Source organism: Parahaliea maris, from assembly GCF_008064665.1.
Taxonomy (GTDB): Bacteria; Pseudomonadota; Gammaproteobacteria; order Pseudomonadales; family Halieaceae; genus Parahaliea; species Parahaliea maris.
On record NZ_VRZA01000003.1, the window covers coordinates 213,040 to 227,240 of the forward strand.

Annotated in this window: 13 protein-coding genes and 1 tRNA gene; 4 read left to right on the forward strand and 10 right to left on the reverse strand. The window is 63.2% G+C overall.

Annotated features, from left to right (window positions below; translation table 11 throughout):
• Window positions 1-71: 71 nt before the first annotated feature.
• Together FV139_RS09355 and FV139_RS09360 are read right to left on the reverse strand one after the other, a co-directional pair.
• Window positions 72-875 carry a LytR/AlgR family response regulator transcription factor gene (locus FV139_RS09355; protein ID WP_148068176.1) on the reverse strand — a complete coding sequence of 268 codons (804 nt, stop codon included), beginning with the start codon at window positions 873-875 and terminating at the stop codon, window positions 72-74.
• Window positions 872-1,969, reverse strand: a complete 1,098-nt coding sequence (locus tag FV139_RS09360) for a sensor histidine kinase (RefSeq protein WP_148068177.1) — start codon at window positions 1,967-1,969, stop codon at window positions 872-874. Before FV139_RS09360 ends, FV139_RS09355 begins: the two co-directional genes overlap by 4 nt.
• Before the next feature lie 156 nt (window positions 1,970-2,125).
• Between FV139_RS09360 and FV139_RS09365 the strand changes: the two genes are divergently transcribed.
• Entirely contained in the window at window positions 2,126-2,341 is a 216-nt protein-coding gene (locus FV139_RS09365; RefSeq protein WP_148068178.1) for a DUF1653 domain-containing protein, read from the forward strand.
• Here FV139_RS09365 and FV139_RS09370 read toward each other — a convergent pair.
• Both FV139_RS09370 and FV139_RS09375 read right to left on the reverse strand, forming a co-directional pair.
• Window positions 2,338-2,823 carry a GNAT family N-acetyltransferase gene (locus tag FV139_RS09370; RefSeq protein ID WP_148068179.1) on the reverse strand — a complete coding sequence of 162 codons (486 nt, stop codon included), beginning with the start codon at window positions 2,821-2,823 and terminating at the stop codon, window positions 2,338-2,340. The two genes, FV139_RS09365 and FV139_RS09370, sit on opposite strands and share 4 nt — an antisense overlap.
• Before the next feature lie 14 nt (window positions 2,824-2,837).
• Window positions 2,838-3,269 (reverse strand): potassium channel family protein, encoded by a 432-nt coding sequence (locus FV139_RS09375; RefSeq protein WP_148068180.1) that lies wholly within the window; start codon window positions 3,267-3,269, stop codon window positions 2,838-2,840.
• A gap of 142 nt (window positions 3,270-3,411) precedes the next feature.
• On the opposite strand from FV139_RS09375, the gene FV139_RS09380 reads away from it, so the two are divergent.
• Together FV139_RS09380 and FV139_RS09385 are read left to right on the forward strand one after the other, a co-directional pair.
• Window positions 3,412-4,653 carry an NAD(P)/FAD-dependent oxidoreductase gene (locus FV139_RS09380; protein WP_187276467.1) on the forward strand — a complete coding sequence of 414 codons (1,242 nt, stop codon included), beginning with the start codon at window positions 3,412-3,414 and terminating at the stop codon, window positions 4,651-4,653.
• 183 nt (window positions 4,654-4,836) lie between these two features.
• Window positions 4,837-6,882, forward strand: coding sequence for an amidohydrolase family protein (locus FV139_RS09385; protein ID WP_148068182.1), 2,046 nt, complete (start codon window positions 4,837-4,839; stop codon window positions 6,880-6,882).
• 155 nt (window positions 6,883-7,037) lie between these two features.
• On the opposite strand, the gene FV139_RS09390 is transcribed toward FV139_RS09385, so the two are convergent.
• From FV139_RS09390 to FV139_RS09415, 6 genes are all read right to left on the reverse strand, one after another.
• A tRNA-Phe gene (locus tag FV139_RS09390) sits at window positions 7,038-7,113 on the reverse strand.
• A 52-nt stretch (window positions 7,114-7,165) separates the two neighbouring features.
• A complete protein-coding gene (locus tag FV139_RS09395) occupies window positions 7,166-8,137 on the reverse strand; it encodes a 4-hydroxyproline epimerase (protein ID WP_235898605.1) in 972 nt (323 codons plus the stop codon).
• A gap of 24 nt (window positions 8,138-8,161) precedes the next feature.
• Window positions 8,162-9,646 (reverse strand): aldehyde dehydrogenase, encoded by a 1,485-nt coding sequence (locus tag FV139_RS09400; RefSeq protein WP_148068183.1) that lies wholly within the window; start codon window positions 9,644-9,646, stop codon window positions 8,162-8,164.
• Between the two features lie 41 nt (window positions 9,647-9,687).
• Window positions 9,688-10,563, reverse strand: coding sequence for a dihydrodipicolinate synthase family protein (locus FV139_RS09405; protein WP_148068184.1), 876 nt, complete (start codon window positions 10,561-10,563; stop codon window positions 9,688-9,690).
• Window positions 10,564-10,661: 98 nt separating this feature from the next.
• Window positions 10,662-11,630, reverse strand: a complete 969-nt coding sequence (locus FV139_RS09410; protein WP_148068185.1) for an ornithine cyclodeaminase family protein — start codon at window positions 11,628-11,630, stop codon at window positions 10,662-10,664.
• A gap of 5 nt (window positions 11,631-11,635) precedes the next feature.
• Window positions 11,636-12,685 carry a proline racemase family protein gene (locus tag FV139_RS09415; protein WP_148068186.1) on the reverse strand — a complete coding sequence of 350 codons (1,050 nt, stop codon included), beginning with the start codon at window positions 12,683-12,685 and terminating at the stop codon, window positions 11,636-11,638.
• A gap of 217 nt (window positions 12,686-12,902) precedes the next feature.
• On the opposite strand from FV139_RS09415, the gene FV139_RS09420 reads away from it, so the two are divergent.
• Complete coding sequence (locus FV139_RS09420) at window positions 12,903-14,186, forward strand: NAD(P)/FAD-dependent oxidoreductase (protein WP_148068187.1); 1,284 nt, start codon at window positions 12,903-12,905, stop codon at window positions 14,184-14,186.
• Window positions 14,187-14,201: the final 15 nt, after the last annotated feature.

A 14,201-nucleotide genomic window follows, 5' to 3' on the forward strand; every position in this document is an offset into this window, starting at 1 on the left:
TGGGCCGCGATGAACGGCGTCAGCAGTGGGTGTCGGGGGCCGCTGGTGCCCCGCGGGGTGTAGAACCCGACTCAGCCGTCGATCAGGTGCTTGACCTTGTCGCGATAGCTGCGGCTCACCTTGATCTGGGTGCCCGCCTCCAGGGTCAGCAGGTATTCGCCGTTGTTCAGGGTCTGGGCGCGCACAATGCCGTTGGCATTGACGATGGTTGACCGGTGCACCCGCAGGAACTGCTCCGGATTGAGCTGGGCCTCCAGCTGCTTCATGGTGATGCGCATGATGTGGGTGTCGCCACCGGCGTGTACGCACATGTAGTCACCGGCCGCATCGACCCACTGGATATCCGCCACCTTGATGAACTGGATGTCGCAGCCGTCCTTGATGGTGAGCTTTTCAGGCCATTGCTTGCCGCCGCTAGTGCCCGGCTCTTCAATGGAGCCGGGATTTTCTCCGTTCAGCCCCATAACCAGCTTGAGCAGCTTCTCCTTCTCGCGTACCGAGTCCTGCTGGGCGCGCTGCTCCAGGGCCCGGGCGACTGCTTCGTGCAGGCGTTCGTCCTCGATCGGCTTGAGCACATAGTCCACCGCGTGGATGCGGAAGGCGTCGACGGCGTACTGGTCGAAGGCGGTGACGAACACCACCATGGGCATGTCGTCGGACTGCATTTCCTCCACCACCGCGAAGCCGTCCATGCCCGGCATCTGGATGTCGAGAAACACCAGGTCCGGGCTGTGCTCGGCTATCGCCGCCAGGGCCTGCTGGCCGTTGGCGCACTCCGCCACAATCTTCACCTCGGGAATCTCTGCCAGGCGCAGTGACAGGCCCCGGCGGGCGAGGTTTTCATCGTCGACGATAATGGTGCTGAGGGGGTTCATGCGGCCTTGGCCTCCCGTTCCAGGGGTATGCGAATATTGATGGTCAGCCCGTGGGGCTCGGTGGTGCTAAGGCGGAAGTTCTGGTCTTCGCCGTAGATTTCCTTGAGACGCTCGCGGCAGTTGGCCAGTCCCACGCCACCTCCCTTGGGCAGGCGCCCGTTGCGCAGGTCCAGCCCGGGGCCATTGTCGGCCACCGATAACAGCAGGTCGCCGCCGAAGATACGGGCGCTGATGGCAATGGCGCCGCCGTCGATGCTTTTGGCGATGGCATACTTGATGGAGTTTTCTACCAAGGGTTGCAAAAGCAGGCTGGGCATCAGTGCGGTACTGGCGCCGTCCTCCACCTCGAAGTGTAGCTGCAGGCGCTCGTCAAAACGTACTTTCTCGATATCCAGGTAGAGCCGCAGGGCGTCCATCTCCTGGGCGACGGTCACCTTCTGCATGGGGTCGTTGTCCAGCGAATAGCGCAGGAAGCGCGATAGCCGGGTGACCATGGTGTTGGCCAGTTCCGTATTCCGGTCGAGGATCAGGGTGGAGATGGCGTTGAGGGTGTTGAACAGGAAGTGCGGGTTCAACTGGTAGCGCAGCATCTTGAGCTGGGCCTGGTGGGCCATGGTCATGGCCTTGAGCCAACGCTCCTTCTCCTCCTGGGACTGCAGGTAGTACTTGATGCCGAAGTACAGCGCACTCCATACCAGCATGACCCAGAAGGCAGAGATGCTGCCGTCGAAGTAGGAGTGCCAGGCCATGCCGTGTTGTTCGTAGGGCTTGCGCTCTTCGGGGAATACTTCATAGAAAATGGCGCCGCGGGTTGCCATCCAGGTCAGTCCCGCGGCGTAGGAGCCGAGTAAAATGGCGATAACGCGGCGGATGATGGGCATATCCCACATGTAGCGGTAGAGGGAGCGCAGGGGAAGCGTCAGGCACATCCCGATGGCGCTGATCAGCGGCAGGTACCAGTGGTAGTTTTCACTGGGCAACTTGCCCCAGAACAGCACGCCCAGGTAGAACGTGAAGGCCCAGCCGCTCCAGCCGGCGGCCTGCAGCGTCCAGAACAGGTAGCGCCTGTTTTCGGTGATCTGATGTAAGAGCATGGGCTCATTATAGGGCCAAACGCGGCCATTTCGGCGCCGTTGGTCGCAGCCTGGCGGCGATTCGGCGCATAATTCACCCGCCCGCCGGCTTTGCGAGCCGTCGCAGGCGGTGCAGATTCACGCTAGTATCCGCCCTCGATTCCGGAGGACCTACCCGTGCAACCCAAACCCGGCCGTTATCGGCACTACAAAGGCAATGAATATGTGGTGGAGGGCGTCGCTCGCCACTCCGAAACCGATGAGCTGCTGGTGGTATACCGCCCCTGCTACGGTGAGCGCGGCCTGTGGGTGCGTCCCCTCGACATGTTCATGGAGAACGTCGAGGTGGATGGCCGGTTGCAGCCCCGGTTTGCGCGGATTGAGCCGGCCTAGTTACCGGCGGCGAAGTCCTTGAGGGCCTGGCCGGTCAACCGGTAGCCCACCCACTCGCTTTGCGGGCGAGCGCCAAAGGATTCGTAGAAGTCGATTGCCGGGGTGTTCCAGTCCAGCACATTCCATTCAAAACGACGGCAGTCGAGCTCCACGGCTGTTCTGGCCAGGTGCCGCAGGAGCGCCTTGCCCGCGCCTGAGCCGCGGTACTCCGGGGATACGTAGAGGTCCTCCAGGAACAGGCCGTGCTTGCCGGTCCAGGTGGAGTAGTTAAGGAAGTAGAGGGCAAAGCCGGCGGGCTGGCCGTCGATTTCGCAGATGACCGACCACACCTTCGGGTTGTCACCGAACAGGGCCCGGTGGAAGTCCTCCTCGCTGGCCTTGGCCTCTTCCAGTGCTTTTTCATATTCCGCCAGTTCCCGCACGAAATGGCGGATCAGGCCGACGTCTTCCGGGGTCGCGGGGCGGATGGTCAGGTTGGTCATGGTTCTCTCCGTGTTCAGGCTTCCTCGTCACCCCAGTACTTCTGCATCTCGACGTAAAGGAAGGACGCCGTCCAGGTAATCAACACCAGTCCGGTAAGGGATTCGATGCCTGTCAGATAGCGGATGTCGCCGTGGGGGACGAGATCGCCAAAGCCCAGCGTGGTGTAAACGGTAAAGGAATAGTAGACGCAGTCGAGCAGGTGTTCGCTGTCAATTCCCTCGAGGTCTCCCATGCCGAAGTAGTGAATAGCGGCGTAGTACGCCAGGGCAAAAATCCAGATCTCGATCGAGTGCGCGATCAACGCACCGATGACCCCGAGACTGATCCGCAGCCGCGGACGCAGGGGAATTCTGGGGAGGTAGCGCGCCATCTGGTGCACATACTCGTAGTGAATGGCGACCACCACGACAACGACCAGGCTGTTCATCAGAAAGCTGTAAAACATGGGCAGTCCGTTGGGTATTCGTGGAGCACTTTACCGTGAACAGGCGGGAAATGCGCGCCGCTGTAACACCCCGGAAAGGGCGCCTGGGTGGGGTCCGGGCTTCGTGCTAACCTGCTTGCCGGATACTTGCGGAGTCATTGCAGTGAAACCAGCCGATGTGGTGATCGTTGGGGCCGGCATCATCGGGTTGTCGATTGCCTGGCAACTCGCCCGCCGCAGTGCGCTCAACATACTGGTGCTGGAAAAAGGCGCGGGCACCGGGGAGGGTTCCACCGGTGCTTCTTCGGCTATCTGCCGCACTCGCTATTCCATGGATGACATGGTCCAGCTCGCCCGCGACGGCATCCATGCCTATCGCCACTGGCAGGCGTTCACCGGGCTCACCTCACCTCGTGCCCGCTTTGCCCAGGACGGAGTACTGTGGATGCCGGGTGCGGATACGGGCTGGGCAGAGCGTGAACACCAGCGTATGCAGCGGTTGGGGGTGCCCTCGGCGGTGTTTGGCGATGCGGAACTCAGCGAGCGCTACCCGGCTTTCAGCAGCTGCACCCGCGCCCCGGACGTTGACACCGGGGCGGAGCACGCGTGTCGTGGAGGGGGCCGTTACTTCCTCGAAACCGAGGGCGGATACATGGATCCGGTGGCCTGCGCTGACGACCTGCTGGAGGCCTGCCGCCTGGCGGGGGTGGAAGTTCGATTCGGTGCAGGGGTTACGGATATCCAGCAAACCGGTGGCGCTGTGACCGGCCTTCGCCTGGCAGATGGAGAGAGCATCACCGCGCCCTGTGTGGTCAATGCCGCAGGACCCTGGTGCAATCAACTGATTGCCGCGGCGGGCCTGGAATTACCCTGGCGCCTCACGCCGACCCGTATCCAGGTACTCTACCTCGACCGGCCGGAAGAGCTGCCCGGCCACATCCCGGTCACCGTCGACATGGCCGCCGGCATCTATTTCCGCTGCCAGAACCGTGGCCAGCAGTTGGTAGTGGGCTCAGTGCTGGAGTCGGATGAGCAGGAGCGCGTCAGCGAGCCCGATCACTTCAATCGCAGCGCCGATGACGACTTCACCCATGCCAAGTTGCACGCCCTGCACCACCGCCTGCCGGCGCTGCCCTACCGGGGGCCGATACGGGGTTACTGCGGCCTCTACACAGTGAACGAGCAAGACGTGCATCCCTTGCTGGGGCCCACCGCGCTCAAGGGTTTTTACCTCGCCAATGGTTTCAGCGGCCACGGCTTCAAGCTGGCCCCGGCAATAGGGGCCATGCTGGCGAGACAGATTACGGGAGACAGTTGCCCTGATTTCGATACCGCGGTCGACCCCAGACTGTTCCGCGTGGACCGCGAGCCGATCCGGGTGGACTCGAAATCTGTGCTGGCATAGCCAGTCAAGATAGCCGGGCAAAATAGCCAGGCAAAATAGCCGGGCAATATTGCCGGTGAGAACTGCATCGGCACGCGGCAGGCCACCTGTTCCCGAGTCTGGCTGAACCTGGATTTTCATCTTGTTTTTCGAAATATCAGGGCGCAGGCTTGGATTACCCGAATACGAGGAGACTTTTCAAGGATGAAGACCCGAGCCCTCAACCTGCGTGCTGTCCTCTTTTCTGCGTTGCTATCGGCCGGCCTGGTCGAGGCCGGGCCAGTACCGAAAGAAGAGCTGATGCTCCCCCCGGATGGCGCGACCCACTACCTCATCGTTTCCGACAGCAACACCCACGGCGACGAGTGGCGCTGGACTACCTCTTCGGGTGCCATCGCGTTCCGAAAATCCCAGAGCCTCCGGGGCTGGATCACGGAAACAGATGGTCTGGTGATGCTGGATGGGGACGGTGATCCCCGGAGTGTTCAGGTTCGCGGTGTGACACCGAATGGAGACGCCGCGGAGTCCATGGATACCGGTCCAGGGGGGATGTCCTGGGACTCCGGTGCGGACAGCGGGACGGCCCCGTCGGACAGCGGTTTTTACCTTCCCCGCGGTGGCCCTTCGGCAATGATGGGACTGCTCGCCGAGCGCATCGTGGATGCGGGTGAGCTCAACCTGTTGCCCTCGGGCCACGCCCGTATGCGGGAGGGGATTACCCTGCATATCGAGGATGAGGATGGCGATATTGACGCGCGATTGTTGTTTATCGATGGCCTGTGGACCGAGCCGATGCCGGTATGGGTGGATGGAGATGGCAAACACCTGGCAACGATCACATGGCTGGGTCTCATCCGCGAGGGTTACGAGGAACACTTCTCCCGTATGAAACAGGTGCAGGAAGACGTGGCGATGGAGGCTTCCAGAGCCATCGCCCTGCGCTTTCTCACCGAGGCTGCGCGCGCCCCGGTATTGATCGATAACGTGCAACTGTTCGACGCCTTGCGGGGCGAGTTTCACAAGGCGCAGGCGGTGACAGTGGCCGGTGGCAGGATTACGGCCATTGGCCCGGCCGGTTCCCTGGCAGTCCCGGAAGGCGGTCGCCGTATAGACGGTGAGGCCAAAACCCTGGTGCCGGGATTGTGGGACGCTCACAAGCACTTTGGCAACGGCTACGACCTGCTCGCAAATGTGGCCACAGGCATGACCAGTATTCGCAGCCCGGGTAATGACACCGAGACACTCACTGCCGCAAAGAAAGCCCGCGCAGCGGGGGAGATGGTGGCCCCGGAGATATTCGGCGCGGTGATCATCGATCAGGTACACCCCCTGTCAGCCCAGGGTGCGGATCTGGTTGCGAGCGAAAAGGAAGCCATCGAAGCGGTCCGTCGCGCGGCCGACAACAAGTTGTGGGGCGTGAAGTTCTATACCTCGATGAACCCCGAGTGGATTGCCCCGGCGGCGGCGGAAGCCCATCGGCGTGGACTTCACGTATCGGGTCATGTCCCGGCTACCATGCGTCCCCTGGAGGCGGTGCAGTCCGGCTACGACGAAATTACCCATATCAACTTCATCATGATGCAGGCTCTCCCGCAGGCGGTAGTCGATATCTCCAATACCGCTGCGCGAATGGAGGGGCCGGCACAGTACGCCAGGGACGTAGACCTGGATGGCCCCCTGATGACCCGGTTTATCAGTGAGTTGAAGCAGCGTGGGACCTGGGTTGATCCCACCATCGTCATTTTCGAGAGTGACTTTACCCGGGATACGCCGGAGCTTTCGCCGGCCATCAAACCCTATGCCGGCACCCTGCCGGCCGTCACCGAGCGCGCCCTGAACCAGGGAGGTTATCCGCTGTTCGGTGAGGTGACGCGGGAGCAGTTCCGGGAAAGCTACGCCAAACTGGTGGAGCTTGTCGGCAAGCTCCATCAGGCCGGTGTTCCTATCGTGGCCGGTACCGATGGACAGGGAATAGAACTGGTGCGCGAGATAGAAATTTATGAGCAGGCCGGTATGAGCAAAGCCGCCGCGCTGCAGACCGCCACCATCAACCCGGCGCGACTTGTTGGAATCGATGATCGCACCGGCTCCATCACTGTTGGCAAGGAAGCGGACCTGCTACTGGTGGACGGCGACGTCAGCGCCGAACTCGGTGCGCTGCGCCGCGTGCACACGGTTATCAGCGATGGCTACGTAATGGACGGCGATGAGCTGCGGGAAGCGGCCGGGTTTTCGGGACAGGCTCGCTGAGCCGGCATTGAACGAAAAAGGCCCCGCGTACTTGCGAGGCCTTTTGGGAATATGGTGCCCGGAGACAGAATCGAACCGGCAGCCGCGCTGGGTCGACACTTGTGTCGGCATCAAACGAAAAAGGCCCCGCATAACTGCGAGGCCTTTTTGGAAGATGGTGCCCGGAGACAGAATCGAACTGCCGACACGGGGATTTTCAATCCCCTGCTCTACCAACTGAGCTATCCGGGCCTGGGTGCGCTAGGCGCGAGGGGGCGTATTAAACCTGTAGAGCCACTGCGAGTCAAGCCTGTGGAGCGTTGTTTCCTGGCAGACCGTGACGGAAGGGGTCGTCTGCTTCCATTACCAGCTGAAAATCGCCGTTGACGTAGGCTGTACCGGTGATCGTCGGGCGGATTCGGCCCTCTGAACCGGGCTCAAAGCTGCCCTCGAACACGCTGCCGATGACACTTTGCTGGCGCCACACCTGGCCGGGTTCCAGTTTGCCGGAGGCCTGCAGGCAGGCGAGCTTGGCGCTGGTGCCGGTGCCGCAGGGTGAGCGGTCGTAGGCATTGCCGGGGCACAGTACGAAGCTGCGGCTGTCGGCTTCGTCAGCGTTGCTGGGCGGGCCGAACAGCTCGATGTGGTCGATCTCGGCGCCGTCGTCCCCGGTGATACCCGCCTCGCACAGGGCGATACGCAGGGCGCCGGCGTAGGCGGTCAGGGCCTCGGTGTTATGTGCCTCGATGTCCTGGCCGTGGTCGGCTACCAGGAAGAACCAGTTGCCACCCCAGGCGACATCCCCGTGGACGGTGCCGTGGCCGGGAACGGCAACACTGACCGCCTCCCGGGCGCGATAGCTTTCCACGTTATTGACGCTAACACGGTGATTGTCGTGCAGGGTGGCACGGACCAACCCCACGGGTGTCTCGATCCGGTGTTCACCGGGTTCCACCTTGCCCAGCCAGGCCAGGGAGGCCATCAGGCCGATGGTGCCGTGGCCACACATCCTGAGATAGCCGACGTTGTTGAAGAAGATCACGCCGGCGGTATTGGCCGGGTCTTCCGGTTCACAGAGCAGGGCGCCGACCATGACGTCGGAGCCCCTGGGCTCATTGACCAGAGAGCGGCGCAGCCAGTCGTGCTCACGGCGCAGTACCTGCAGGCGCTCGGCCATGCTGCCATAACCGAGTTTGGGGCCGCCGGCCACCACCAGGCGGGTGGGCTCCCCGCCGGTGTGTGAATCGATAACCCTGATAGGTGCGCCTGGGCTCACGTGTCTCTTCCTCTTGTTGACGCCTTAGTTGGCGAACCAGGTGGTCTTGGTTTCCAGGTACTGCTCGAAGGCTTCCAGGCCGTTGTCCTGGCCGCCAAAGCCGGACAGCTTGTAGCCGCCAAACGGTGTGGCGATGCTGCCTTCGGAGAAGCAGTTAACGGAGACCGTACCGGCGCGGATGGCGCGGGCCACCCGGGTAGCGCGACGTACGTCGGCGGTGTAGAAGGAGGCGGCCAGGCCGTAGTGGGTGTCATTGGCCAGCGCGACAGCTTCTTCCTCGGTTTCGAAGGTGGTGACCGCCAGTACCGGGCCGAAGACTTCTTCGCGGAACAGGGTCATATCCGGGGTGACGCCGTCGAAGATGGTGGGCTCGACCATCATGCCGGCGCCCATGTCCGGGGTGCCGCCGCCGTGGATCAGTTGCGCGCCTTCCTTGGTGGCGGTGGCGATGTGACCGGCCACCTTGTCGAAGTGCACTTTTTCCACCATCGGGCCGATCATGGTTTCCGGCTCCATCGGGTTGCCGACTTTCCAGTCTGCCAGCTTGGCTTTGACCAGGCCCAGCAATTCGTCCTTGCGGCTGGAGTGCACCAGCAGGCGGGAACCGCAGCTGCAGTTTTCGCCCATGTTCCAGAAGGCCGCGGAGAGTACGTCGTCGATAATGTCCTCGAGGGAATAGACGTCCTCGAAGATCACCTGGGGGCTCTTGCCACCGCACTCGAGGACTACGCGCTTGAGGTTGCTCCTGGCGGCGTACTGCAGGAACAGGCGGCCCACTTCGGTGGAGCCGGTGAAAGACAGCACGTCCACGTCCTGGTGCAGGCCGAGTGGCATGCCGGTTTCCTCGCCCAGGCCGGTGACCACGGTGAGGGCTGCGGCGGGTACACCGGCTTCGTGGGCCAGTTCCACCATACGGCAGGCGGAGAGGGAGGTCTGCTCGGCGGGTTTTACGATGACCGAGTTGCCCACGGCCAGGGCGGGGCCGACCTTCCAGGCGAACATCTGGGCCGGGAAGTTCCAGGGCAGGACCGCCCCGACAACGCCGGCTGCTTCCTTGGTAATCAGGGCCAGGGCGTCGGGCCCGGTGGGGGCAATTTTGCCGAACAGCTTGTCGCAGGCCTCGGCGTACCAGCGGAAGGTGTTGATGGTCTCGGGGATGTCGGTTTCCAGGCACTCGGTGATGGGCTTGCCCGCGTCCACGCAGTCCAGCGCTGCCAGTTCGTCGGCGTTCTCTTCCATCAGTGCGCACCAGCGCAGCAGGACGGCCTTGCGCTCGGCGGGATCCAGGGCGGACCACTCGCCACCTGAGAAGCAATCCCGGGCCGCGCTGACCGCTGCATTGATGGTGGACTCCGAGCCCCGGTACACACTGCCGATCAGGCTGTTGTCCCAGGGGTTGCGGTTTTCAAGGCTGGCATCGGTGGGGTTGTAACCCGGGACCATGGCGCCGGCGCTGAGCCCGCCGGCTTTGGCGCGTTCGAATACGGCTTTAACGCTATCGCTGAGCATGGACTTTCTCCTTTACGGCAGTAGGCAGTGAGGCAGTTAAATCAGTTCAGGGAGGCTTTGAGGGCGGCGAGGAATTCGGCTTTGTCCTCTTCGCTGATCGGCAGCAGCGGAGCGCGGATCTCGCCGGCGTCGATGCCGAGGAAGCTGACACCCAGCTTGGCCTTCTGGTTGTAGTCGCCGCCCTCGGCGTTCTGGATGACCGGCAACAGGCGGGCCATGATGGCGCGTACGGTGGCGTGATCGTCGGCCACTGCGGCCTTGTACATGGCAACGTGGTCCGCAGCGAGGTAGTTGGCGCAGCCGCCGATCCAGGAGCGCGCGCCCCAGGCCAGGTAGTCGGCACCCTGGTCGTCGGATCCACACACCACCTGGAAGCCGTCGAAGTCGGTGTTGAGCAGGGTCAGGGCTCGGCTGAAGTCGCCGCTGCTTTCCTTGATACCGATTATGTATGGGTTTTTCGCCAGTTCGATCACGCTCTCCACGCTGATTTCCACCCCGGAGCGGGCGGGGAAGTTGTACATCACAATCGGCATTTTCACGGCGTCGGCCAGGGTTTCGAAGTGGCGGACAATCTCGTGCTGGCCGGGGAGGCAGTAGATGGGCGGAGCCGCCATCAGGCCCTGGTAGCCGAGGGCCCTGGCCTGCTCGGCCTTGGCGATAGAGCCGGTGGTGCTCATGTCGTTGACGCCAGCCAGCAGGGCCGCACGGTCGCCGACGGTCTTGGCGACGAAGCGCAGGACGCCTTCGCGCTCTTCCTCGCTGAGGGCGTAGTACTCACCGGTGGTGCCGCAGGTGACAAAGCCGGCAACACCCGCTTCCAGTTGCAGCTCGATCAGTTCGCCAAGGGCGTCGTAATTAACCTCGCCCGCGGCGTTGAAGGGGGTGATGACCGGTACCAGAATGCCGTCGATATTCATGCTCAGATCTCTTGTGAAAGTGGATGGTGCGCAAATGGGGAGAGGCGCCGATAGTCGCAATAGTTCCGCATAATATATTTATTGCGCACAATGTCAAATTAGGTTCCGCTGCCGCGCTTGTTCAGCGCCCGCCAGGCCGCGCTGGCCACCGCCAGGTCCTGCACCGCATTGCCCACGGACTTGAAAAACGTCAGGCCCACGCCGCGCTCGGGTAGTTCCCGGGCGCCGCTGGTCAACTCACCCAGTTCGGCGTAGATGTGGGTCGCGTCGATAGCGCCCTGGTTCAGTGCCTGGGTGATATCGCCGGCCTCGGCGAGGCAGGCACTGCGCTGGTCCGGAACCAGGATCGAGGCGGCCACTGTGTCCACGGGCACCTCCGCCATCCCGGAGTGGTAGGAGCCTACCCCGTTGATATGCACGACGGGTGCCAGGTCGGAATGGTTGAACACCGGCGTGCTGGAGGAGGTCGCCGTGCACACCAGGTCCGCCCGGGACAGATCCTTTGCCCCGGTCGCTGCGCGAATCGGGAAGTCGTAGAGGTCACATTGGGCGCGGGCGAAGGCCTCCGCCCGTTCTGGTGAGGTTGCGAATACCACCACTTCCTGTAACGAGCGTACCGCGGCCATCGCCGCCAGTTGGGTAATGGCTTGGTGCCCGGCGCCAAACAGGGCCAACCGGCTGGCGTCGTGGGCAGCCAGCAGGTCGGTGGCCAGGCCGGCACCCGCGCCGGTGCGCAGGGCCGTGATGTACTCAGCATCGAACGTTGCCAGCGGTTGTCCGGTAGTGGCGTCGAACAGGGTGAACACGGCGTGCAGTCGTGGCAGGCCCCTGGCGGGGTTGCCGTGATTGACGCTCACGGTTTTCACCCCGTAGTGCCCGCTTGCGGGCAGGTAGACCGGCATGATCAGTGCGCAATCGGTGTCTTCCAGCGGCAGGTTGGTGCGCAGGGGCACCACGGCATCGCCGCGGGTCAGGCTGCTGAAGGCATCGCGCATGAGTTCGATGGCCCTGGGCATATCGATGACCGAGGCAATGGCGTTGGCATCATGGAAAGGGATCTGTGACATGGGCGCTAGCGAATGAAAAAGCCGTGGGCGAAGGGGTCGTCCGGATTGACCAGAAACTCCTGGCGCCCGGTAATGTAGGCCTGCCCCTCTACCTCGGGGATCACGGCCGGGTGGCCGCAGTAGGTCAGTTCCGAGTGGACAGCCGTACGGAAGCGGGAGCCGATGATGCTCTCCACCACCATGGAGTCTCCCGGTTTGAGTTCACCGCGGGCATGGTGAATGGCCGCCCGGGCGCTGACGCCGGTGCCGGTGGGGCTGCGGTCCAGCTCGCCATCGGCAAAGATACAGACGTTGCGGCTGCCGGCCAGTTCCGAGCGGGCGCTGTCGATGAAGATCGTGCCATAGAGGAAGCCGAGGGCCGAATCCTCCGGGTGTTCGATAACCCGGCTGTCCACTACCGCCTGCTTGATCGCGCGACCGGCGTGAATCAGGGCAGCGGCGTTATCGGGCCCCGTATCCAGGCCGATCTCCCGGGCATCCACAAAGGCGTAGTAGGCGCCGCCAAAGGCCAGGTCGTAGCGCACCTCACCCATTCCCGGCACCGGGACACTTGCATCGAGTTCCACCACGTACGATGGAACATTATGGAAATACACGCTGGCGACCCGCTGGCCCTCCATCCGGGCATAAGCGGTGATGCGTCCCGCAGGCGAGTCGATGCGCAGGCAGGTCTCGGGAGACTGTGCCGGCAGGGCACCCGTTTCCAGCAGCGCCGTGGTGACGGCAATAATGCCGTGGCCGCACATGCTGCTATAGCCCTCGTTGTGGGTAAAGATCACCCCCAGGTCACCGTCGCCGGTTGTCGGTTCGGTAACAATGCAGCCATACATGTCGGCGTGCCCACGGGGCTCCCACACGGTGGCGCGCCGCAGGTGGTCCAGGTTTTCCCGGCAGTAGGCCTGTTTCTCGAGGATGGCGGCCCCGGGTATTTGCCCATAGCCATCCAGGTAGATACGCAGGGGTTCACCGCCGGTGTGGGCGTCCAGGGTGCGCACCCGTAGCCAGTTGGCCGGCGGCTCCCAGCCCAGGGCCTTGTCCAGTTGTTGCTGCTGCATGCATTCCTCAGGTGGATGTGTCAGTTGCGCGGTCAGGCAGGGCTGCCCTGTGGTGCGGGTTACCGTGCAGTTAAAGGTAGCAGCGCAGCCGGCAGTCTGCCCTCGCGAGTTCAGGCGCTATGCTTGAACTGCCGACAGGGCTCATGCTACTGTTTGCGCCAACTTGTTTTTGCGCACAATAAATATTTGATTGTGCGCTGTCAATTACGGGCAGCCTATGAGCGTCAGAGAAGTGGATACCGTGGTAATTGGTGCCGGCGTGGTGGGAACCTGTATTGCCGAGCGCCTGCAACATCGGGGGGCGCAGGTACTGCTGCTCGACCGCGACGGCGTGGGCGAGGGTTGCTCCAGCGGGAACGCCGGTCATTTCGCCACCGACGTGGTGCTGCCGCTGGCCAATCCCCAGACCCTGCTGGGCCTGCCGAAGATGCTACTTGACCCGGTGGGGCCCCTGAGCCTGCGCTGGAGTTACCTGCCGCGGATGATGCCCTGGCTGCTGCGCTTTGCCCTGGCCGCCCTGCCCGCACCGGCTCGCGCCAGTACCCTGGCACTGCGCGCATTGAATAGCCGCTCCATCGAGAGTTTCGAGCGACTTTTCGAGCGCACTGGGCTGCAGGAACTCATGGTACAGCGCGGCGCGCTAACCGTGTATGAATCGGCAAAATCCCGCGAAGGACATCGGGCCACCGTCGAATTACTGCGCGAACACGGCGTGGTGGTGGAAGAACACAGTGGCGCTGCGCTGCGGGAGCTGGAACCTGCCCTGGGTTCGGCAATCCACAGCGGACTGTTTTTCCCCAGAACCGCGCACACGGTCAATCCTTTGCGCCTTACCCAATCACTGGCCGGGCGGTTTACTGCTGCGGGCGGTGCGATACAAAGTGGCTCCGCTGGCGAAGTACGGGATATTCAACTGCGCAATGGTGCTGTCGATCTGGTGCTGGGCACTGGTGAGACGCTGCGCGCGCAGCGGGCTGTACTGTCTGCCGGAGCCTGGAGCGCTCGCCTGCTGCGCAACCTGGGGCTGCGCGTGCCGCTGGAGACCGAGCGCGGCTATCACCTGATGCTGCCCGAGCCCGGAGTCTCCCTGTCACGCCCTGTCACCTCCCACGAGCGCTCTTTTGTCATGACACCCATGGAAGAAGGCTTGCGCCTTGCGGGCACGGTGGAGCTGGCCGGACTGGAGGCCGATCCGGATTATCGCCGCGCCGACATCCTGCTCGAGCACGCCGGGGAACTGCTTCAGGGCGTCTCGGGCGAGGGTGCCACCCGCTGGATGGGCATGCGCCCTTCCCTGCCCGATTCGCTGCCGGTGATAGGGCCGGCGCCCGGTGCGCCACAGTTGATGCTGGCCTTTGGCCACCAGCACCTGGGTCTTACCCAGGCCGCGATTACTGCAGAAATTGTCGACGACCTGCTGGCAGGTCGCGCGCCGGGGGTGGATGTTGCCCCTTACCGGGTCGAGCGCTTCCCGGGTGCGCGGGCGCTGCGAATAAACTGAACACGACACGGAGGC